A 21,407-nucleotide genomic window follows, 5' to 3' on the forward strand; every position below is an offset into this window, starting at 1 on the left:
TGAGGATGTCATGGCACAACCGATAAGAGTTCTCATAGTGGATGACAGCGCGCTGGTTCGGCAGATGTTGAGCGAGATGCTCTCGGCCGATCCGCAGATTGATGTGATCGGCAGTGCATCGGATCCACTGTTTGCCCGGGCAATGATCAAGGATCTCAATCCGGACGTTCTGACGCTGGACGTTGAAATGCCACGCATGGATGGGCTGAATTTTCTCGAGAAGATCATGACATTGCGGCCGATGCCGGTGGTGATGGTGTCCTCTCTCACCCAAAGGGGAGCCGATGCTGCCTTGCGCGCCATGGAACTGGGCGCGGTGGAAATCGTCGCCAAACCGACAATTGGCTTGAAGGAGTCGTTCCCGATCCTGCAGGCCGAATTGATCGCCAAGGTAAAGGCGGCTGCCGGTGCGCGGGTTCGGGCGCGAGGCAAGGGCGGTAATACGGCAAGCCAGAAGCTGGCTTCAGCGCATTACCAGACGACGGAGCGCGTGGTCTGCATCGGAGCCTCTACAGGCGGTGTCGAAGCCTTGGCAGATGTCCTCAGAATGCTGCCCGGTGCTTCCCCCGCTATCGCCATTACCCAGCATATGCCGGCCAATTTTACCGCAAAATTTGCGGCGCGGCTGGATGGCATCTGCGCCATCCGGATTGCAGAGGCCAAGGGAGGAGAGCGGATGTTGCCCGGTCATGCCTATCTGGCGCCCGGCAATCAGCATCTGAAGATTGACCGGTCGGGGGCGAACTACGTTTGTCGTCTTGCTGGCAACGAGCTGGTGAGTGGCCACTGCCCTTCGGTCGATGTGTTGTTTCACTCCGCAGCCGAAAACATCGGCGTCAACGCGGTGGGGGTAATCCTCACCGGTATGGGGCGCGACGGAGCTGCGGGGCTGAAGGCAATCCGCGATGCGGGCGGCGCGACCCTGGGTCAGAACGAAGCAAGCAGCGTTGTCTATGGCATGCCGCGCGTTGCCTTTGAAATGGGGGCAGTGGAGCGACAGATTCCATTGTCCGGTGTTGCCCAAGCGATCCTGGATGCCTGTGCGGCCAAGGGACAACAGGCGGTCCGGATTTAGATCGGGCCTGTGAACCGGAATATGGAGTGCCGACATGGTAGTGAGTAACCAGGCCGAAATATTGGAAGATGAAGATACGGATGTCTTTCTGTTTGAAGATGAAGACAACGACGATGACGCCTTGTTGTTCGCCGAAGATCTTGAGCAGGATGAGGTTCTTGCTCATCCGGCTGCCGATCCGGACGTGGACCCTGAGGACGCGCATTCCGTCATCCAGGACGATGCCGAACCGCTGCGCTCGGTTGCCGATGCCGCGAGTGAACTGGATGAACGGACCCGGTTGCTTGAGCTCAGTGCCATTCAGGACAAGAGCCTGCGCTTTCTCATGGGGGAGATTGAGGGCACCTCTCAGGACGTGGAAGATACCTCCGCCAGCTTGACTCAGCGCTTCAGCGAGATGGCCGTCTCCGCCCGGGACTTGTCGCAAGTGGTCCAGTCCCTGTCCGATGATGTCATGTATGTGCAGGTCAACGACGACCGGATCTCGACCCAATCTCTCGCCGAAGGCCTGATGGCCGGATTGGAGGACTTCTTCAAGAAGGTGATCTTCCTGTCTTCGCGCGGCGTGAAAATGTCCTACACCCTGGACGATATGTTCAAGGTGCTGGAAAAAATGCAGCAGAGCATCGGCGAAATCGAGCGGATCAACAAGCAGACCAACCTGCTCGCTCTCAACGCCAAGATTGAAGCCGCTCGGGCGGGAGATGCCGGCAAGGGCTTTGAGGTTGTCGCCGACGAGGTCCGTGTTCTGGCGAATTCCGTCAACGAGCTGTCGAATGATCTGAAATCCCAGACCACTCAGGTCACCGAAGGCCTGGAAGGTGGCTATGCGATCATCCGCGACATCGCCACCGTCGATCTCTCCGACGAGAACATCGAGACCCACGCGCGTCTGAAGCTGATGACAAGCGGGTTCATTGCCCAGGGCAAGGCAGTGACCGAGGCCCTCGACCGCAGCACCGAAGCAAGTCAGCTGATTGAACGTCAGATCAGCAGCTCCATCGTCGAGTTGCAGTTTCAGGATCGGGTCAAGCAGCGACTTGAAGGGGTCAACGACGCAATCATCCGCATGCAGCAACTCGTGCAGGAGGCTGGCCCCGACGCCGATGCAGCGCCGGAAGCCCTCAGCCCTGATTTCCGACAAGCGGTTGCCAGGGAAATCGCCGCTGTCTTCAAGTTGGGCGAGCTGAGAGACGCTTACGCGGTTCAGTTCGGCCTGCAGGCAGAGCACGAAGGCAGCACCAGTTCAGCGAACGCCTCCTCGGCGGACGACGATGACATCGAACTATTCTAGGAGCGAACAATGGACTTAACGACCGAACATCAGGGAAATCAGTTCACGGCATTCTTGAGTGGACAGCTGAAATACCAGGATAACACCGAATTCCGGCGGTTGATCGAGGAGATCAACGCGGCCAAAGTTCGCAATTGCGTGTTTGACCTGAGCCAGCTGACGGCCATCGACTCCGCCGGATTGGGCATGTTGGTGATCGCCTCCGACAACTCCGAGACCCACGGGTGGGAAATTGTCCTGCGCGGCGTCAAGGGCCAAGTCCGCAAGGTTCTGGATCTTTCCCGTTTCGACAAGTTGATGACCGTCATTCCGGACCCGAGCGGAGAGTAGGCGCGTGGTTGGTTCCCTTCTCACCAAGTCGGATTTCTCGACCACGCCGCTTCCTGCGAGCAATTTGCGCGAGCTCGGCGTCGACCGGGTTGGTGATGCACGGGTCTTGCTGATCGAGGACAGCAGCTTCGCCCGCAAGACAATCACTGCGATCCTGTCCAACTACGGCTTCGACAATCTGCGCTGCGCGGCTGACGGCGCAGAAGGCGTTCGGATGGCCATCGAGTGGTCTCCGGAAGTCATCATCACCGATCTCTTCATGCCCGTGAAAAGCGGCTTTGATGTCTGCAAGGATCTGCGGCGGCTCCCTGAGTTTCATGAGACCCCGATCATCGTCCAGACCTCGTCTGATACGCCCGCCTTGCGCGGCGATGTGTTTGAGGCCGGAGCGTCCGATCTGATCACCAAGCCGATTAATGCCAGGGAGTTGTTGAGCCGCCTGATTGTTCATCTGGAGCGTATCCGGCTGATCGATAGTCTGAAAGCCTATCGGAATCAGATGCGTGAGGAACTGGATGCGGCCAAAGCCATGCAGATGGAGTTGCTTCCTGCTGACAATCTGATCGCGCAGCTGGAGCAAACCTATCCAGCGCGTTTCGCATGGCACAGTCAACCGTGTCAGGGGTTGGCGGGTGATATCTGGGATGTGCGGGCGCTGGACGAGAACAGTATCCGGCTGTGGGCTGCCGATTTTACCGGTCACGGAGTTCGCTCTGCCTTGAACACCTTCCGGCTGAATACTTTTGTGCGGACCAGAGAGGTGAACCCCAACCAGTCACCCGAAGATTGGCTCGCATCGCTGAATGTTTTCCTCTGCGATGTGCTGCCGCTTGGCCAGTTCGCAACACTGTTGTGTTGCGATATCGACTTTGCGGCCGGCAAGGTGAAATTCGCCTCCGCCGGCGCGCCGGAGCCGGTCCTAAGGCGCGCCGGGCGACATGAGCTGATTGACATTTCCGGCATGCCGATCGGTATTTCCAAGCGCGCCGAATTCGGTGTCACCGTGCGGGACATGGGCCCCGGCGACAGCATCTTTGCCTACAGCGACGCCCTGACTGAAACGCCAAGTGCTGATGACCCACTGTTCACTCCGGAAAACCTTGTCTGCAGTCTGGACGCTCTCACTTGCGACTTGGCTTCGAAACCGGCGCGTCTTCTCAGCCGCTTGATGGAGGTCTCCGAAAAAGGCCTGGACGATGATCTGACCCTGGTCTTTGTGGAATGGCAGGAGGGTGCGCGTGAAGAAGTCTGACTCGAATAAGCCTGATGCCGCATCTGTCAGCCCTGAAATTCGGCCTGCAAAGACGGCGATTCCACCACGGCTCTGGGACGATGAAGGCCTGCGTCAGGCGCTTGAGGGGTTGAAACCGGGATTTCGATTCAGCTTTCGCACCATGCAGGAAGGGTGGGTTGCCGCGCAGGCCCTCAGCAAGTGGTATCCCGATCCGGATACTGCGGAGATGGGCATCTGGGAATTGATCGTCAACGCCATTGAGCATGGCAATCTTGGCATCAATAATGAGGAGAAGTCTATCTTCATTGCTGCTGGAAGTCTGGAAGAAGAGATTGAGCGTCGCCTGAGGTTACCGGTGTTTCGAGACCGGGTTGTCGAGGTCGAGTTCTGCCGGACATCGGAACGCAACTGCCTGGTTGTCCGCGACCAGGGAGGTGGGTTTGACTACCAGACCTTTGTCGACCGAGAGGCCTTCACCGATCGGTCGAACGGGCGTGGTATCGTTTTGGCCAGAGATCTGGCTTTTGACGACCTGCAGTATCGTGGGTGCGGCAATGAAGTCATTGCGACCTGTGAATTCTCCGAGACGGCGGGATAGCGTTGCGACAGCGGCTATCGATCGGCGTGGAATGACCAGACCATGGCGTGGCACAGAGTTTCATCCTGCAAGGTCATCCGTGCTGCCAACAGGCGTTCCATGCACTCGATGCGCCTGGCCGCGGGCACCATGTCCAGTGGCACCGGCTCCAGAGGCGCACCGGGTAGTCCAGCCAGAAAGAGGTCGGGCAACTCGGGACAATGGACATATTGCCAGGCTTCGGCGCGCAGGGAGATGAGCGACTTGCCCGGAGCGTTCATCTGCGTGCCCTCCACCGTCAACTGTCTGTAACTGTATTCCCACAAGACGGCATCGCGCCAATCCTCCGGGGTTTCCCCACCTGTAAACGGCAACAGACTGCATCCGTCCGGCTGGTGCCCTGGTCGAATACCCAGAACATCCAGCAACGTCGGAAACACATCGACTGCAGACGTGAAAGCATCAACGACATGTCCGCCACTCTCGCCCGGTGCTTTGATGACCAGCGGAACATGATAGCTCTGCTCATGGAAGCCGGCTTTTCCCAGAAGCCAATGGTCGCCCATCATCTCGGCGTGGTCTGAGGTCAGGATGATCAGCGTATTGTCATAGTCACCGGCTGCCTTCAGGCCTTCCAAAAGCCTCCCAAGCTGATGGTCCACTTCCGAGATCATGCCGTAATACAGCGCCCGAATGCGGGCCAGGTCCTTCCGGGTGAGATCTCGGACCGGGCCATCTGCGCCGGGGATGTGATGACCGAGCTTCTGTGATGTCTGCAACGCAGCCAGAAGCGGATGAACCTCGGCCTCTTCGTCCGGCGTCGGCGCACCTGCAAAGTCTGCGGAGGCATCCGGCTCATACATCCGGTTGAAGGGTTCGGGCACGCAGATTGGTGGGTGGGGCCGCAGATAGGAAACATGGGCAAACCATGGTTGATCTGCGCTCTGCTGGTCTCGCCAGGAGAGAAAGGCGCCGGTCAGGAAAGCCGTCGGTGTCTCGTCAGCACCATACAGGGTCGGTGCGAGCGATATCCGCTCCTCGCCCTGCTGTTCGACATGGTGGATCCGTGCAAGCTGTTCGGACGTGTACCCGCGTTCCTTCAGCCAGGCCAGCCACGTCTTGTCGTCCTCCAGCAGCAGCTGTCCGGCAATGAATCCCGGCAAGATGCCCTCATAGCTTGTAAGGACCGGATCTTGCGGGTCATGGCAGCGGGGATCGGCGGACGTATCAGTGTAGCCAAACAGCGTGGGCAGATATCCCGCCCGCCTTGCCGCCCGAGCAACATTGTCGAACCGGTCATCCAGAGGCGAACCATTGGCCAGAACCCGGTGGTTCATCTGGTAGAGACCGGTGTAGAGCGAGGCCCGGGCAGGCGAACAGGGGGCAGTGGCGGCATAGTGGCGGGAGAAATACGTTCCTTCCCGCGCCAGTGCATCGGTGTTCGGTGTCTGCACCTGCGGATGTCCGGCAATGCCGAGGCAATCGCCGCGCCATTGGTCTGCGGTGATCAGCAGGATGTTGGGCCGTTGGCTCATTGCGCTTCAAGCTCCTCGATCAACTTTGGCAGATCGGCAACTGTGTCGATGACATAATCGGCTCCTGCGGCCTTCAGTTCGGCCGTCGCTTTCTGACGAAGACCCTCGATTTCATGGGGCGAAAGCGCCGCAAGCTCTTCTGGTGTCTTGCCGACAGTGTTGCCCGACAAGGCCACACCCACGGTCGGGCATCCGGCGGCAACACCTTCCTTGATCCCGGGAGCTGTGTCATCGATCTTCAGAACCGCAGTTGGCGGATAAACGCCGAGGTCGACGAAGCACTGATACATGCCGAGCGGTCCTGGCCGACCTTCAGACAGATCGTCGGCACAGATCAGATTATCCGGTTCGTAGCCTTGAGCGGCTGCAACTGGCAAAACCCGCTCCATGATCGAACGAGTATAGCCCGTCGTCGAACCGATCTTCATGTCGCGCGCCCGCAGCCAGGTGACCAGATCCCTGGCGCCCGGCACCAGCGTGGCAAAATCCGCGACGACCTCTTCGTTCATCGGGACGAAAATTTTGTACACTTGGTCGACATCGTCGTCGGTTGGTACGGCGCCATGCTTGGCGGTCCATTGGGTGGAAATGTCCGGATCATCCATCATGGCGCGGATGTGGTCCCACTTGGGAGCGCCCATCGGCGCGCGCGCTTGCGCAATGGAGGCGGTGATGCCGAATTGAGCGAAGGCTTTCACGAAAACACCCATCGGCGCGAAGGAGCCGAAGTCGATCATCGTGCCGGCCCAGTCGAAAACGACGGCTTTGAAACGGGTCATGGCGGTTGGTCCTAGCTGTAGAGGTCTGAAATTGTCTCTTCGCCAATGGCGAATGCAGTCGAAGCACCGCAGCCGGCTGTCACGACGACAATGCGGGTAGCCGGGTCTGGCGCATCGGTCAGGCGCCAGCGGTCCGGTGCCGTGGCATAGGTCCCGATCCAGCGTTCGCTGACACTGTAGGGGCCGAGGTCCAGCACCCGGTCCATCTCTGCCAGGATCAGGTCGTCAACGTGTTTCGACGAGAACGGATCCGGCGTGGCCCCGTAGTGATGGCTGTCGCCGACGATCAGCGATCCATCCGCCGATTGCACGACGATCAGGTGGATGCCGTTTGAACGTTCCTCCGCCTGGACGTCGTCCAGCAGGACCTTCAAGGCCTCCGCCTCAGGCAACTCGGCATAGCCCAGATAGCGCGCCAGACCGAGATCAGACATGACGGCGGAACCAAGAGGCGCCGGCTTGTCGGGCATCACCCGCAGCATCTGCAGCTTGCAGCGGCTGACGCCAAAACGGTTGATGCGATCGGAAAACAGCGACACGCTGTCATCACCGGGGCAGATGATGACACTTTCAGCGATGATCTCTCCGCGCGATGTTTCGACACGCGGGGTCTCGACGTGACGCACGCTTGTCTGCCACAGAAACGCAACGCCATGAGCCTCTTCCAGCCAGGCGGCCAGGCGGGGTAGCGCATCCTTGGATTCCACCCGGATCTCATGCGGGGAATAAAGCCCGGCGGTGATTGTGTTGGAGCGCAGCTGCGGCACCTTCTCCACGGCCTGTGCGGGGGTCAGACGGTGGCATTCGCTGCCCATCTCGGTTTCCAGAAACGCGTCGATGACCGCTTCGGATTCGCGGTGCCGGGCGGTCACCGTCAGGCCTTCGTGTAGAATCGGAATTCTCGCCTGTTCTGCCACCTCGCCCCAGATCTCACGGGATCGCCGTGCCTTTTCATAGCAATCACCTGCCTGCTGTCCGGTGATGGTGACGAACCCGAAGTTTCGGATGGAGGCGCCATTGGCGGCGGCGTCCCGGTCGATCACGACAACTTTCTTGCCTCTGCGCACTGCGGCGAGTGCATGAGACAGCCCGACGATTCCTGCACCGACAACGGCGAGATCAAAGCTTGCGTGCAACATGCGTTTCTCCTGCGGCGAGGGCCCTTTGTAGAAAGGATCCGATCATGAGCTTCTGATCCCTTTCCCATTGCAGGAGCTTGATCAAATTTCTATGAAATTAGTAAAATTGATAGCCTGAAACTATGGAGTCTTTTGCGAAAAGCACAGCTGCATATCGCCAGCCTTGGGCGGGGAAGACTGGACCCGGAGCCGACCATGCCGTAAAGAGGCGCCCGAAGTCAGTGCTTCGTTCGGTCAGGGAGATGATCGGAGAGAGGACTGGGGAGAAGGTGTAAGATAATGCTTATCTGCCCAACCAAGGCAGGCCTGCGCGAAGCGGTTGCGGCATGGCGTCGAGAAGAACAGGTGATCGCCCTGGTTCCGACCATGGGGTTCCTTCACGACGGCCATTTGGCTCTGGTGCGTGCGGCCGCAGCCCGTGGCGACAAGGTCGTTGTTTCGATATTCGTCAACCCGACGCAATTTGGAGCGAACGAGGATCTTGAAGCCTATCCGCGTGCGCTCGAGCGCGATTGCGATCTGCTGCATCAGCAAGGCGTTGCGGCGGTCTTTACCCCGAGCGTTGATGAGATGTATGGCACCTCCGGCAAGACCTTCGTTGAGGTGCCCGAGCTTGGCGGCATTCTGCAGGGAGCGCTCAGGCCGGGGCATTTTCGCGGCGTCTCGACCGTGGTCACCAAGCTCTTCAATATCGTCCAGCCGGATGTGGCAGTCTTCGGTGAGAAGGACTTTCAGCAACTCGCTCTGATCCGTCAGATGGTGCGCGATCTGGATTTCCCCATTGAGATCATCGGTTATCCAACGATACGCGAGACCGACGGGCTTGCCATGTCATCGCGTAACGTTCGGCTGACATCCGAAGATCGCACGGCGGCGCCGGTATTGCATGCAGCCTTGGTGGCAGCTGAGCAAGAGGCAGCGCGAGGTGCCGATGCCGAGCACATCGGCACGATAATTCGTGCCATGCTGGCGAAGGTGCCACGCGCGAAGGTGGAAAGCGTTGACATTCTGGATGCAGCTACATTGCAAGCTGTCTCCGGCTCTTTGACGACGCCTGTGGCGATACTCCTGGCGGTTCGCTTCGGAGAGGTTCTGTTGATCGATCAAAAGGTTGTACAACCGGGTTGAAGATCGAGACGGACAAGGCCCCGCAACGCACGAAACTCAATAACGATATAGATTGCCCGCAGCCCCTCGGTTCAGAAGGTGGAGCGCGGGCTTTGGAAACACTGAGGAAGACACGATGAGCACGCATAAACCCGTTCGCCGTATCACTGCGCCGCAGATTGCAGGCCGCAAGGGTGGAGAGCCGATCGTCTCGTTGACGTCCTATCATGCGCATACGGCAGCAATCGTCGACAAATACGCCGACTTCATTCTGGTGGGCGACAGCCTCGGCATGGTGATGCACGGCATGGAGTCGACCATCGGCGTCAGCCTCGATCTGATGATCATGCATGGCCGGGCGGTGGTCCGCGGCACGCAGCGGGCGCTCATCGTCGTGGACATGCCATTCGGCTCCTATGAGGAAAGCCCGGCTGTGGCCTTTCGCAATGCGGTTCGCATCATGAAGGAAACCCAGTGCGGGGCGGTGAAACTGGAAGGCGGCAAGCGCATGGCGGAAACCATCCGCTTTTTGACCGATCGCGGAATTCCGGTGATGGCGCATGTGGGTCTGACACCTCAATCGACCCATGTCATGGGCGGGTTCAAGACCCAGGGCCGGGACGAAGCCAGCTGGCAATCCCATGAAGATGACGCAAGGGCGGTTGCCGAAGCGGGCGCCTTTGCTCTGGTTCTGGAAGGCATGGTGGAGCCGCTGGCAGCCCGTGTCACCAAGGCGGTAGACATACCGACAATCGGCATTGGTGCGTCGGTGGAGTGCGATGGTCAGATTCTGGTTTTGGAAGATATGCTGGGGCTCAACCCGGCTCCTCCCAAGTTCGTGAAAGTCTACGGAACGCTTGGTAGTCAAATTGAAGAAGCAGTTCAGAAATATTCGAAAGAAGTGAAATCGCGCGAATTCCCTGGGGAGGCTCAGGTTTATAAGTTTAAATCCTGAAAGGTGCGTTTTTGAAGTTTATTCCCATAAGTAGAAATCGCTATAAACAGAAAATGGACGGGGTTTCTGAGCCGGAGAATACCATTTTTAAAGAAATAAGCATTTAAGTCAGAGGCTAGATGCACTTCTAGCTTCGGATGGGTCATGGCTACCTTCTTCAATGGCGCTCAAAAGGCGATTTACCAAGCGATCTCCCGGTCGCAGGCACTTATCGAGTTCTTGCCGGACGGCACTATTGTCGACGCCAATGACAACTTCCTGCAGGTTGCCGGCTACAGTTTGAGTGAGGTTAAAGGCAAGCACCACTCAATCTTCGTCGACAAAGATATGCGTGAGAGCCAGGAGTATGCGCAGTTCTGGGAGCAGCTTAGATCTGGTCAGAACGTCGCTGGTGAAATCCCGCGTCTGAAGAAGAGTGGCGAGGAGGTCTGGCTGCAAGCGACCTATATGCCTGTCATCAATTCACGCGGCAAGGTCGAGCGCATCGTCAAGATCGCCACGGACATCACTGAAGAGAAGATGCTGTCGCTTGAGCGTGAGGGCATGATTGACGCTCTTCAGCGCTCTCAGGCGGTGATCTCTTTTGCTCTGGATGGAACGATCCTCGACGCCAATGAGAATTTCCTCGGCACGCTTGGCTATAGCCGTGACGAAGTTGTCGGGAAAAAGCATGTGATGTTCGTCGCTCCCGAAGATGCGAAAAGTCAGGCCTACGTCGAGTTCTGGGACAAGCTGCGAGACGGTGAGTTCCAGTCAGACAGTTTCCGCCGTATCGCGAAATCCGGTGAGGACGTCTGGATTCAGGCAAGCTACAACCCGATCCTCGATCACAAGGGTCGTCCTTTCAAGGTCGTTAAGTTTGCCACCAACATCACCGAACGCGTCAAACGTCGCGAGATGCTTGAGGCCGCTGGTCTGAAGATCGAACACGACCTGGATGAAGTATCCCAGTCGATCTCGGACGCCAGCAGCCAGGCAGCAAACGTTGCGGATTCTTCTGCCCGAGCGTCGTCCAGCGTTCAGACAGTCGCGGCTGCGGCAGAGGAAATGGTCGCCTCGGTTGAAGAAATTTCCCGTCAGGTCAGTCAGGCGATGGAAATTGCCAACAAGGCGGTGAAGTCGGCAGAAGACACCATGACAATCATGGAAGGCCTATCCAAGGACGCGCAGCAGATCGGTGAAGTCATCGAGTTGATCGAAAGCATTGCGGATCAGACCAACTTGCTTGCCTTGAACGCCACGATTGAAGCAGCTCGCGCTGGTGAGGCCGGCAAGGGCTTTGCGGTTGTTGCCTCAGAAGTCAAGAATCTCGCCTCGCAGACCGCCAAGGCGACGGAAAAGATCTCCGAGCAGATCAATTCGGTTCAGACATCTTCATCCCAGGCGGATGGGGCGATCAGCGAGATCATGAAGATCATTCGCGACATCAACGAGATTTCGACGGGAATTTCTGCGGCTATGGGCGAGCAGTCGTCGGTGACGCGCGAGATTTCGGAAAACATGCACTTCGCCTCCGAAGGCGTGACGACGATCTCCAACAGCATTTCGCAGATCTCCGACGCCACCCACAAAGTGGATGTGGCGACCTCGGCCATTCGCGAATCCGCTATCGCGTTCCGGAGCTAAGGCTCCGGGGCCCGTTGGGCCTCTAGCGCAGGTAATCGAGGAGGCTGAGGGACGAGAGCGTCCCGAGGGCCGAATAGCTGGCTTCAAGCTGGGTCTTGTAGGTGGCGGCCTGAACGGCAACTTCGGCGATATCCACCGATGTCAGATCGGTCACGATCGACTCCACGCTGACGATGTACTCATCCTTGCTCTCGATGACATTTTCCAGCGTGGCGGCCTTGTAGCCCATCGAACTCTGCAGCGCGATCACCTCGTCCTGTGCGGAAACCAGCAGGGCTGCAACCTTCTGCAGATCTTCACTTGAAATTGGATCCGTGTTCGCGGCATAGGACAGGCCGCGAAACGCCTGCTCCAGCCCGCTGTTATCTCCGGTCACACCATACGTCAGGGCGCGATCTTCGGTCAGCCGCACGGATTGGATCTCTGAATCGCCCTGGTAGTAGCTGCTGTCGACCGTGTCGATGTCCGCAGCGGCATAGGCAGACAGGTCGATCGGCATGGTCTCTGTCTCGCTGCCGGCGAACAGATACCGGCCCTGGTACTGGGTGTTAACCAGCGAGCCCAGCTCCAGTAGCATTTCCTTGGCGGCGATCTGCAAAGTGTTGATGTCTTCCGAAGACAAAACAGAGGCCAGCTCGGAGCGCATTTCGGTCAGCACATCATTGATGGAGCCCAGGACAGAATACTGGGTCTGCACACGATTGAGTGCGGTTTCCGAAGCGCTGATTGTCGACTTGGCGCGGGCGATCGAGACTTCCAGGTTGACCAGAGACCCGGCATCCGCGCCGAGGCCACCATAGTTCATCGACACCAGACCCGTCGATTGCTGCTCCTGCTTCTGGGCCAGCTTCGCCTGGGTGTTCATCGCGTTGGACAGCACGGTGGAAGACTGACCGAAGGTGGAGACACGCATAGTCATCTTAAACTACCGCTTTCTATTGCACGGCCGCTATCAGATCGTCGAACATCTCCTGGAGGATGCTGAGAATCTGGGAGGCGACGGAATAAAGCTGTTCCAGTTCGGACAGCCGGGCGGTTTCTTCGTCCACGTTGACGCCGTAGAGCGAAGAAATGGTGTCGGAGACGGCGGATAGCTCAGTCTGTGCCACCTCCAGCTGAGATGTGGCGGAATTGGCGGAGCTGACCACGCTGGACAGAATGTCCGAAGCGTAGCTGGCGAAATCCGTCTCGCGCGCAGCAAGCGTTCCTGCTGTACCAAAGCTGGTGTCGCCCTGCAGAGCTTTCAGCAAGCCGTCGGCCACTTCCGAAGGGGTAAGTGTTCCCGAAGTGTCGTCTACCAGCAGGGACACATCGGCGAGAAAGGTCGAGCCGACCTTGATATCGGTGGCGTCTGTGCCCTCCAGCAGTCCAGGCTGGATGGCATCGAACGAGGTGATCAGGTTGCTGGCCAGATTGTCGAGCATGTCCTGCACACCGGGAAGCGTCTCATCGCGCAGTTCAACCAGCGCTGATATGGAACCCGAGCGAAACTCATTGGTGACATCGTTGCCGTCGATGCTGATGCCGGACGGGCCCGAGTTGGTGCCATCAAACGTTCGGTCGGCGGAGACGGATGAGGATTCCTTGAAGGTCAGCAAATGCGCGGAACTGTCCAGCAGCACCTGACCGGTGGTGGTGTAGACCTTCAGCGAACCATTCGATCCCGTGAAGCTTGTGACATCGATATATTCGGACAGTTCGACCAGCGCTTGATTGCGTTGATCCACCAGATTGGCGGAGCTCATGCCTCGGGATTCCATGGACTGGATTTCCGTGTTGAGGCTGTCCAACTGGTTCAGCAAATCGTTGGCAGCATCGACATTCGCTGCAATATCGCTGTCTGCCTGGCTGCGGAGGCTCTGGACATCTGAAGAGAGGTCGGAGACTGCGGTGGTCAACTCTTCCAGCGTCGCGAGGACCTGATGCGCCAGTGTGGCCGATTCCGGCGTGTTGATCAGATCCGCCAGCGCGGATTCCACATCGGCAATCTTGTTGGACAGTGAGGTCCCGGCGTCGTCACTGCCGGTTGTGCGTCCCATCGCGGTCTGCAGCTGGTCCATATAGGATGCGATCTTGTCGGCAGCGGCTGTCTCGGAGGTTGCCGATGCAAGCTGCTTGATCAGGATCTGGCTCACCTTGGAGGTGATTGTCTCGACAGAGACGCCTGTCCCGACACCGGAGGTCATCGCGGTCGACGCGTTCGCCGACTTTGAAGTGTAGCCCTTCGTATCCGCGTTGGCGATGTTGGACGAGGCGACGCCCAACTGCACCTGCACCGCGGCTAGCGAGCTGGTGGCGATCTTCGCGGATGTTGCAAGGGTGGTCATATACGATGTAGCCCGGTGAGGTCAGTAAAGCTTAGATTTCCCGCGCTGGACGCAGGGACGAGGCATAAGCGGTGTTCGCAGCGTAGCGGCCGTTGTTGGCATAGGCTGTCGGCACTGTGCTTTCTTCGCGGATAGCGCGCATGATGGTCTCAACCCGACGCTTGCTGACGGTCATGGCCTTCTTCAGCGTTGCCTTGTTTTCGGACAGGGCTTCGGTGAGTTCCCGGTTGCACTGAAGAAGCTGTTCGAAAAGGGTCGGATTGGCATGCATCAGAATCTGCTGCTGGCGGGCCATGGTCTTGATCCACTTTTCGTACTCGTCAACGAGTTCGCGCTTGCGCAGAAGAATGTCGTCAATCGGCTCAGGCTTGCCGGCCTGCAGACGCTCGGTCTCCTCGATGGCGAGGGAGGTCAATTCGGTTGCAACGCCGATCATCCGCATCACGGATCCGTCGAGTTGGGCAATCATCTCGGGTGTCAGATTGACTTTCATGTCGGTTTCCTTAAGCGGCCTGCTGGCAGGCTATGAGCGTTGATTGCGGGCCAGGAATGCAGCCTGGGTGATGTAAGCGCTGGCGGCGCGGGCCGTGGCGCCGGAGCGGGAGATGGTCTCGGAGACCTCCTCCTGCGCATCCTTCATCTCCTTCAGGAGATCTTCGAAATCGCGCTTCAGAAGCAGCATGCGAAGTCTCTTGGAGGGCTCGTCCGGCGCCTGCTCCAAACGATGCAACTCGTTGGTCAGGCGACGGAGAGCGTTGGTGTGATCTGGAAGCTTATTTTCCATCTAGATCACCGGACGGCTTCGAGCAGTTTGTCGAACATCGAGCTGGCAGTGGACATGATCTGCGATGAGGCGGAGTAGGCCTGCTGAGCGGAGAGCATGCTGGAGAACTCGCGACTGGTATCGACCGTGCTGGATTCCAGGTAGCCGCCGTTGATCGAACCTGCGCCGCCCTGTCCCGCGATATGCAGTGTGCTGTTGCCGGAGGAGGAGGAGCGGGCATAGATGCCGTTGCTCTTTTCCGAAAGCCCGTTCGAGTTGGGGAAGGTCGACACTGCGATCTTGTAGATCACGCGCTCTTCACCATTGTCGAAGAAGGCCGTGACGGAGCCATCGTCGCCGATCTCCACGGAACTCAAGGAGCCGTAAGCCTGACCATCCTGAATGATGGACTTGACCTCGATCTGAGGGTCGTCCTCATCCGAGGCGTATTGGGTCAGGCCATCGGAATTGCCCACTGTGCCAAGGCCCAAATCAATGGTGCTGTCTGCGGCGCCCGTGGTCCATCCGGACACGGAGAAGCTTGGGTCGGCTGATGTCGAGGCCAGCGTCCCGTCACTGTTGAAGGTCACAGTCACCGGATCGGTCGACGATGTGCCGATAACATTGCCGTTGACACCGACCGGATCACCAAAGGTCATCTGCCAGGAGTTAGCGGCCGTCTTTTCCCACGTCACGGTGACGGTGCTGGAAGTGCCAAGGCTGTCAAAGACTTCAAACGTGGTCTCGTAGGTATCACCGTCGGTGGTCGTGGATGTGCCGTTGACCGTCTCTGTGCTATCACCGCCGGTATCAGTGATGCCGAGTGTGCTGAGGTTGGAGCCTGCGACAGAAGCACCTGTACCTGTAACATTATCGATGGTGATTTCTGCGGCTGAGCCTGTGGCGGAGCTGGTCAGCGTCAGGTTGCCATCTGCGTCAGTTGAGGCGGTGACGCCGGTCGTTGCCGTTTGCGCATTGATTGCGGTGACAATGTCGGCCACTTCGATGGTGTTGCCCGCGCCACCCGTCAGTGTGATTGTCGTGCCGTTGATGTCGAAGGCGACAGTTTGACCGCTATCCGCGCTGATGGCGGAGTTCAGGCTGGTTGTAATTGTTGCAGCAGTGTTGGTCGTCGTCGGACCGTTGGCGTCAGCCGGCAGGTTGGCCTGCATATTGACTTCAGAAGTCGGGTCGACGGAACTCTGCAGGGAATCAATATCGATCGTGCGCAGGGAATCTTCGCTGGTGCCGCCGGCAATCTTGCCGTTCTCATCGGTCGCCCACCCCATCAGGTAGTAGTCGCCGTTGGTCAGGTAGCCTTCTTCATCAACCTGGAACTCACCGTTTCGGGTGTAGTAGCTCATCGTTCCGTCAGTCACGACGAAGAAGCCGTCACCTTCGATGGCCAGGTCAGTCGCGTTGCTTGTCGCGGCCTGCAAACCTTGCTGGGTGACGTTCGAACGGCTGTTCGAGATAACGCCGCCGCTCGAGGTGTTGGCGGAACCCGCCACCAGGCTTGAAAAGCTTGTGGAGGTCGACTTGTAGGCAGTGGTGTTGGAGTTGGCGAGGTTGTCCGAGACGTTGGACAGTGCCTGGCTGTTTGCGTGGAGGGAGGAAATGGCCGAATTGAGGGCGCCCATCAAGCTCATGACTGACTACCTTTATGAAGAGAGAACGCTAAGTACTTTGTCGATGGAGATCGCCGCCTTGCCGATGTTCAGGACGGTTTCGCCGTCTGAAAAATCGACCCCGGTTACGAGGCCGGAGACGGTCGTAGAGCCGGTGACGTCTTTGCCGGCGCTGTTGGTCGCATCAACGGAGAGTGTGTAGAGGCCGCCGTCGTCCAGCTGTTCGCCGTCGCTGCCGACGCCGTCCCAACTGAAGTCGTGTGTTCCGGAGGCGGCATTGCCGGTCTCGCTGTAGACGACCTTGCCGCTCTCATTGAGCACATTGATCGTCACGTCCTCGGCTGTGCTGTCGAGGGTGTAGGTCCAATCGGCGGAACCGTCCTGAAGAGCGGTTGTGCTGCCGCTGGCCGAAACGGTCATGCCGACATACCCAATGCCGAGGGAAGACAGGGAAGAGGAGATGGTGTCGACCACGGACCCCAGATCTTCACTGATCGAGGTCTGGGTATCGTAGCTTGCGTAGCTCACCAGCTTGTCGAGATAGGAATCCGTGTCCGTCGGGTCGAGTGGATTCTGATTCATAAGCTGGTCGACCATCAGCGAAAGAAAATCCTCACTGGAAATGCCCAGGGAACTGCTGTTGCTTGCTGCAGTCGTAGTTGTTGTTGTCGCTGTTGTTGAGTTGACAGTCGAAATAGTCACTCCAGCACCCCTTTGTCCCGGCTTTGAGGAGCAGTTTTAATCGTCCTGTTTTGTGGACGCGCCAACTAATCCGCTTCGGTAAGACAAACGGCTGAGAAGACGTAATCAGGCGGTGAAAAAACGGCGAAAATCTAGGTAAAAACTGCCGATTATTTATTGCCTGGAGGTTTCGCAAATTGGCTTTCAGGAAAGGACGGAATTGCGCCGGAATCTGAAGTCAGCAATGTTTTGGAAATAAATCCCTAGGCAATTATCGCCGAGCAGAAAAATGGCAAGTTTTTGCCGGCTGGCTCAACTGCCCTGCCATCCGACGCTGGCCCTTGGGGCCGGAGAGGTCTTCCTGGGGGCCGCTCACGTCAGTGAACATCCGACAGTGCCAGACGAATACTGCTGCAACCGCCCAAGTCGGCGTGGCGCGCCTTTTACCGGGGAAAATCTGGCCGCTCCAAGTGACAGGCGGCAACGTGATGCCGCAGGCCGCTGAAGAGCGAATGGTACAGGTAGCAGAGTGCAATCTTGGAGCTCGGAACAGCAGAACCTGGCAAATCGCAAACATGTCACTTTTGACAAGGAAGATGCTTCAGGAGCACTGCGCACCGGTAAAACAACCTAGGGTGAAATTTTGGTTTGGGGAGGCAATTTCTGGCGCGCCCGAGGGCTGGGAACCCGTGAGAGAAGCCGCGTCAAACGTGTGGACAGTGCTCTCAACTCAACGTGAGGAGGCTTATTCTATCGGTATTTTGGAAAGGGAGGGGGCCGCCGAAGGGGGTTAGCCTTCGGCTGCGCGCACAGTCCTGCAGATGCGATCAACCAGCCCGCGTGGCGCTGTTGGCCGTGGGGCAAGTTTCAGAATCATCTCCAGACGTTCTGCTTCGGACAAGAGAAACCGGGCTCTCGGAGAAGTCTTGAGAAGTACTTCTGCCCGGATTTGCTCACTTGGCTGCCACGACGAAAGATCCGGCCCTTTTTCATCAAGAGCGTCGGAAAAGTCGTCCAGTGTCATTGCCACATCGGAAGCAGACATGCGAATCCCCCTACGGAAGGAAACAGAAGAGTACATGTCTGAATATTTCCTGTCTACGACTTACCCAGCGTTCGATAAGTCGGTGGAGCCGTTGATGTCGTCTAGAAGTGGTTTTTCTGCCCGCTCACTCAACGTCGTCATTTCCGCCCAGGCATTGCGATACACAAGGAGCCCAGTCGCTATCTTGGTAAATCTTACAATGGCGTCTGTTTTTCCAGTAACGGCGGTCAAGGCGCGGATGTTTGATGAATACATTGTCATCATTTGCTCGGCGATCTGGCCACCGGCATCCAGATCCAGGTTCTGTCGAAGACCCTTCAGAATGCCGATCGCGCGGTTGGTCCGCAGGAACGCTTCTTCGAATTCCCTGTTACGTGTGTGCTTGGCGGCAAGCGCGATCGCATTCAGCACTTCATCCAGAAGCAGCGTGACGGCAGCTGTCGGCGGAACAGTTGTTGTGGCCTGGCGGTACGCGGAAATAGCGTGGTTGAGCGCATAACTCATTGCTTAGTCGTTCCCAGTTTTCAGGAGTGCTTCGAGATAATCCAGGCTGGATTGAGCCGCCTGGATCTGCGCCTGGTAGGCGGCGTATCGCGCAGTCAAAGTGGCGCGGTAGTCTTTGGCGCGGGTCCGGATGCTGCTTGCTTCCTCTTCCAGCGCTTCATTGGTTTCCGTCAGGCCTGAAACCAGATTGGTCAGGATGCCGTCATCGGTATCCGTATAGCCCTGCATCGAGTTGAAGAGTTTTTCCATGATGCCGGAGGAGAACGTCATGTCGACGGTCTGGCTTTCAGTGCCTGTGAAGACGAAGGTCATGCCCTCATAGGGAGAGCCTTCCTTGCCCTTGATACGTGCGCCGTTGATTGTGAAAAGGTCGCTGTTGCCGTCAACCGAGGCTGAGATCAGCGTGCCATTTTCATCCACTTCGATATCCAACGAAAGCGCTTCGGGCATGTTGTCGTTACGAGCCAGCAACGCGACATCGTCGGATGTGCTGGTCGAGGTGAAAGACAGTAGTTTTTCGACTTCATCAAGGTCCTCAAGGAGAGCCTCGTTCAAGGTGGTTTCGTCGAGCTCGAGGAAGTTGCTCTCGTCGTAGCTGAGCCCTAGGAGCGCCATGGATTCACTGCCGATGATCGTCGACAGGCCATCCGCAACGGCGGAGTTGGCCGCCCGCAGGGTGCTGTCGGCAAACAGGACGGAATCTGCCGACGCACCACCGGATGTGGCTGTTTCGGACTGTGTCAGGGCCCATTCGCGATAGCTGTTATAAGCTTCAACGAGACCTGTAATCGCGCTCTTGATGGTCGTCAGGTCATTTGCGATCTCGACGTTGATCGTCGCGTTGTCTTCGGTCTTTTGGTAGATCGAGAAGGAAACGCCATCGATGACGTCATCAAGGGTGTTGCTCGAGCGGGTCACCTCGATGCCATCAATGCGGATGATGGCGTTCTTGGCTTCCTGCAGTTCTTCGGTCCAGGCGCCTTCTGAATCGACAAGACCAAGCGCCTCGCCCAGACCGTCGCCGGAGGGATCGCCCATCTCGATTTGCTTGCCGGTTTCCGTCGCGCTGAGGATCAGGCGGAAGTTGCCCTGAGATACTTCCAGGACGGATGCGGAGACGCCGCTGGAGCCCTTCTTCAGGTTGATGGCTTCTGCCACTTCCGACAGGCTCATGCTGGCGTTGAGGTTGACGTTGACGGCATCACCGCCTTCGAGCCCGAGTGAGATGCTTCCGCTCAAGCCGAGGTCGTCGGTTTTGCCCTCATAGGAGGATCCGGCAACCTTTTGCGAGGTGGCGAGCTGGTCAATCTCGATGTCGTAAGAGGTCAAGTCGGCGTCGGCGTCGGCGGTCACGACAATTGCGGACGCTGCGGAGACGTTGCCGTAGCCGGTCAGATAGGCTTCGCGTAGGGAAAATGCGTCATCTTTTGCGGTCAGGCTGTTGGCTGTGCCGCGAATGGTGCCTGCGGCATCCATGATGCCCTGCATCAAGGATTGCATTTCCTCGTAGGCGGCGATTTTGGCTTCGTTGTTTTCGACTTTGAGATCGATCGTTGTGGCGGCAGTGGTCTTTTGGGCGACCGCGGCCTCGATGAGCCCGCTCCAGTCGATGTTGGAGGAGGAATTTGATGATGAGGAAGACGACGTATACGAGTAGGTGCTAGCCGTCGTGGTCGTGGTCGTTGCAGACGTTACACTGTCAGTTGTCGCCATGGTCAGGCCTCACCTTGATACTAGAACCCGGGCCGCCGAAAACTGCGGCGGCCCGGGCTACTTAAGATTACTGCAGTAGTTTCAGCAGGTTTTCCGGCATCTGGTTGGCCTGGGAAGCAGCGGCAACAGCCGCCTGCACCTTCACGCTCGCGGCAGACAGATGAGCCTGCTCGGAGGCGATATCCACGTCGGAGATCGCGGATTCGGATGCTTCCAGGTTTTCGATGCTGGTTTCCAGCTGGGTGGAACGGTATTCGAGGCGGGACACGGTCGCGCCCATTTCCGCACGGACGTTGGACACCTTGTCGATGGCCATATCCAACACGGCGAGAGCTTCTTCCGCGCCTTCCTGGGACGATACGTTCAAGTCCACGATACCAAGTGCATTGGTGGTCAGGGACGCGATTTTCAGAGTGATCGTATCGGTATAGTCAGACCCCACGACAATGTCGGAACCGGTCGTGAGGACGTCTGTTTTCTCGCCGGTGTCGGTGGCTGTTGTGCTCGTCAGGCCAAGATCGGCTTCGGCAAAGGCTGCGGTGCCATCGGTCGATCCGGTGAAGTTATCGAGGGTCACAGATGCCTTGGTTCCAAGCTCACGGCTGATCAGCTCGACTTCGCCGGTGTCGGCATCGACACTTGCAGTCAATTCATAGTTATTGGCTTGCGCCAGGGCTTCGTTGATGGCGTCAGCAACCTGAGTGGCGCTGAAGGTTGTTTCGGTTGTGCTGTCTGCATCGCCGAAGGAAACGGTGACGTCGTTGACGTCGAAGGTGACAACCTGGCCAGCCGTCAGAGTGAAGGCATCGCTCTCACCGGATGCAGTGACTTCGCCTGTGTCGGTCTCAGTCAGGCCGAGGTTTGCGATTTCAAATGCAGTCGAAGAGCCGTCGATGTCACCAGCAAAGTTGTCGATGGTAATGCTTGCCGAGGCGCCTTCAGCAGCGGAAGTAAATTCAATTCCGCCATCGCCGCCTACGGCTACAGTAACATCGGTTGCACCCGCGGCTGTCAGAGCGTCCTGGATTGCTGTCGCGAGAGTGGCGGCCGTGTAGTCAACGTCGGCGCCATCAGCTTCAAGAGAAACTTCTGTGC

The 21,407-nt window shown here is 57.9% G+C and carries 21 protein-coding genes; 8 read left to right on the forward strand and 13 right to left on the reverse strand.

The genetic code is table 11. From position 1 onward, the window contains the following. Window positions 1–10: 10 nt before the first annotated feature. The 5 genes from J0X15_RS15010 to J0X15_RS20385 are packed head-to-tail and all read left to right on the forward strand — an operon-like array spanning window position 11 to window position 4,531. Window positions 11–1,075 (forward strand): protein-glutamate methylesterase/protein-glutamine glutaminase, encoded by a 1,065-nt coding sequence (locus tag J0X15_RS15010; protein WP_206942365.1) that lies wholly within the window; start codon window positions 11–13, stop codon window positions 1,073–1,075. Window positions 1,076–1,109: 34 nt separating this feature from the next. Further along, window positions 1,110–2,369 carry a methyl-accepting chemotaxis protein gene (locus J0X15_RS15015; RefSeq protein WP_206942366.1) on the forward strand — a complete coding sequence of 420 codons (1,260 nt, stop codon included), beginning with the start codon at window positions 1,110–1,112 and terminating at the stop codon, window positions 2,367–2,369. 9 nt (window positions 2,370–2,378) lie between these two features. Then, complete coding sequence (locus J0X15_RS15020; protein ID WP_206942368.1) at window positions 2,379–2,699, forward strand: STAS domain-containing protein; 321 nt, start codon at window positions 2,379–2,381, stop codon at window positions 2,697–2,699. A gap of 4 nt (window positions 2,700–2,703) precedes the next feature. Beyond that, on the forward strand, window positions 2,704–3,951 hold the full coding sequence (locus J0X15_RS15025; RefSeq protein ID WP_206942370.1) for a PP2C family protein-serine/threonine phosphatase: 1,248 nt from the start codon (window positions 2,704–2,706) through the stop codon (window positions 3,949–3,951). Beyond that, window positions 3,938–4,531, forward strand: a complete 594-nt coding sequence (locus J0X15_RS20385) for an ATP-binding protein (protein WP_206942373.1) — start codon at window positions 3,938–3,940, stop codon at window positions 4,529–4,531. Before J0X15_RS15025 ends, J0X15_RS20385 begins: the two co-directional genes overlap by 14 nt. A 14-nt stretch (window positions 4,532–4,545) precedes the next feature. Here J0X15_RS20385 and J0X15_RS15035 read toward each other — a convergent pair whose 3' ends face one another. From J0X15_RS15035 to J0X15_RS15045, 3 genes are read right to left on the reverse strand one after another with little or no spacing between them, the layout of a single operon-like run. Further along, window positions 4,546–6,045, reverse strand: a complete 1,500-nt coding sequence (locus J0X15_RS15035) for a sulfatase-like hydrolase/transferase (protein WP_206942375.1) — start codon at window positions 6,043–6,045, stop codon at window positions 4,546–4,548. Further along, the gene (gene phnX / locus J0X15_RS15040) at window positions 6,042–6,824 is read right to left on the reverse strand and encodes a phosphonoacetaldehyde hydrolase (protein WP_206942376.1); all 783 of its coding nucleotides are present in this window, start codon (window positions 6,822–6,824) and stop codon (window positions 6,042–6,044) included. Before phnX ends, J0X15_RS15035 begins: the two co-directional genes overlap by 4 nt. 11 nt (window positions 6,825–6,835) lie before the next feature. Continuing rightward, window positions 6,836–7,963 (reverse strand): TIGR03364 family FAD-dependent oxidoreductase, encoded by a 1,128-nt coding sequence (locus J0X15_RS15045; protein WP_206942378.1) that lies wholly within the window; start codon window positions 7,961–7,963, stop codon window positions 6,836–6,838. A gap of 279 nt (window positions 7,964–8,242) precedes the next feature. On the opposite strand from J0X15_RS15045, the gene panC reads away from it, so the two are divergent. From panC to J0X15_RS15060, 3 genes are all read left to right on the forward strand, one after another. Further along, complete coding sequence (gene panC / locus J0X15_RS15050) at window positions 8,243–9,091, forward strand: pantoate--beta-alanine ligase (protein ID WP_206942380.1); 849 nt, start codon at window positions 8,243–8,245, stop codon at window positions 9,089–9,091. 115 nt (window positions 9,092–9,206) lie between these two features. Further along, a complete protein-coding gene (gene panB / locus J0X15_RS15055; protein ID WP_206942382.1) occupies window positions 9,207–10,025 on the forward strand; it encodes a 3-methyl-2-oxobutanoate hydroxymethyltransferase in 819 nt (272 codons plus the stop codon). Between the two features lie 144 nt (window positions 10,026–10,169). Beyond that, window positions 10,170–11,651 carry a methyl-accepting chemotaxis protein gene (locus J0X15_RS15060; protein WP_206942384.1) on the forward strand — a complete coding sequence of 494 codons (1,482 nt, stop codon included), beginning with the start codon at window positions 10,170–10,172 and terminating at the stop codon, window positions 11,649–11,651. A gap of 22 nt (window positions 11,652–11,673) precedes the next feature. Here J0X15_RS15060 and J0X15_RS15065 read toward each other — a convergent pair whose 3' ends face one another. The 10 genes from J0X15_RS15065 to J0X15_RS15110 form a co-directional block, all read right to left on the reverse strand. Next, window positions 11,674–12,570: a flagellin gene (locus J0X15_RS15065; RefSeq protein ID WP_206942386.1), complete on the reverse strand. Its 897-nt coding sequence runs from the start codon at window positions 12,568–12,570 to the stop codon at window positions 11,674–11,676. 16 nt (window positions 12,571–12,586) lie between these two features. Further along, window positions 12,587–13,978, reverse strand: coding sequence for a flagellar hook-associated protein FlgK (gene flgK / locus J0X15_RS15070; protein WP_206942388.1), 1,392 nt, complete (start codon window positions 13,976–13,978; stop codon window positions 12,587–12,589). A 31-nt stretch (window positions 13,979–14,009) separates the two neighbouring features. Next, complete coding sequence (locus J0X15_RS15075) at window positions 14,010–14,471, reverse strand: hypothetical protein (RefSeq protein WP_206942390.1); 462 nt, start codon at window positions 14,469–14,471, stop codon at window positions 14,010–14,012. A gap of 30 nt (window positions 14,472–14,501) precedes the next feature. After that, complete coding sequence (locus tag J0X15_RS15080; RefSeq protein ID WP_206942392.1) at window positions 14,502–14,762, reverse strand: hypothetical protein; 261 nt, start codon at window positions 14,760–14,762, stop codon at window positions 14,502–14,504. Window positions 14,763–14,767: 5 nt separating this feature from the next. Further along, entirely contained in the window at window positions 14,768–16,390 is a 1,623-nt protein-coding gene (locus J0X15_RS20065) for a flagellar hook protein FlgE (protein ID WP_209015361.1), read from the reverse strand. 12 nt (window positions 16,391–16,402) lie between these two features. Continuing rightward, on the reverse strand, window positions 16,403–17,071 hold the full coding sequence (locus J0X15_RS15090; RefSeq protein WP_206942394.1) for a flagellar hook assembly protein FlgD: 669 nt from the start codon (window positions 17,069–17,071) through the stop codon (window positions 16,403–16,405). A 769-nt stretch (window positions 17,072–17,840) separates the two neighbouring features. After that, window positions 17,841–18,095, reverse strand: coding sequence for a hypothetical protein (locus J0X15_RS15095; protein WP_206942396.1), 255 nt, complete (start codon window positions 18,093–18,095; stop codon window positions 17,841–17,843). 60 nt (window positions 18,096–18,155) lie between these two features. After that, the gene (locus J0X15_RS15100) at window positions 18,156–18,599 is read right to left on the reverse strand and encodes a flagellar export chaperone FliS (protein ID WP_206942398.1); all 444 of its coding nucleotides are present in this window, start codon (window positions 18,597–18,599) and stop codon (window positions 18,156–18,158) included. Window positions 18,600–18,602: 3 nt separating this feature from the next. Further along, window positions 18,603–20,312, reverse strand: a complete 1,710-nt coding sequence (fliD, locus tag J0X15_RS15105) for a flagellar filament capping protein FliD (protein ID WP_206942399.1) — start codon at window positions 20,310–20,312, stop codon at window positions 18,603–18,605. A 67-nt stretch (window positions 20,313–20,379) separates the two neighbouring features. Continuing rightward, a partial coding sequence (locus J0X15_RS15110) for a flagellin (RefSeq protein WP_206942401.1) occupies window positions 20,380–21,407 on the reverse strand: 1,028 nt, incomplete at its 5' end.

Origin of the sequence: Roseibium limicola, assembly GCF_017313085.1 — a bacterium.
GTDB lineage: Bacteria > Pseudomonadota > Alphaproteobacteria > Rhizobiales > Stappiaceae > Roseibium > Roseibium limicola.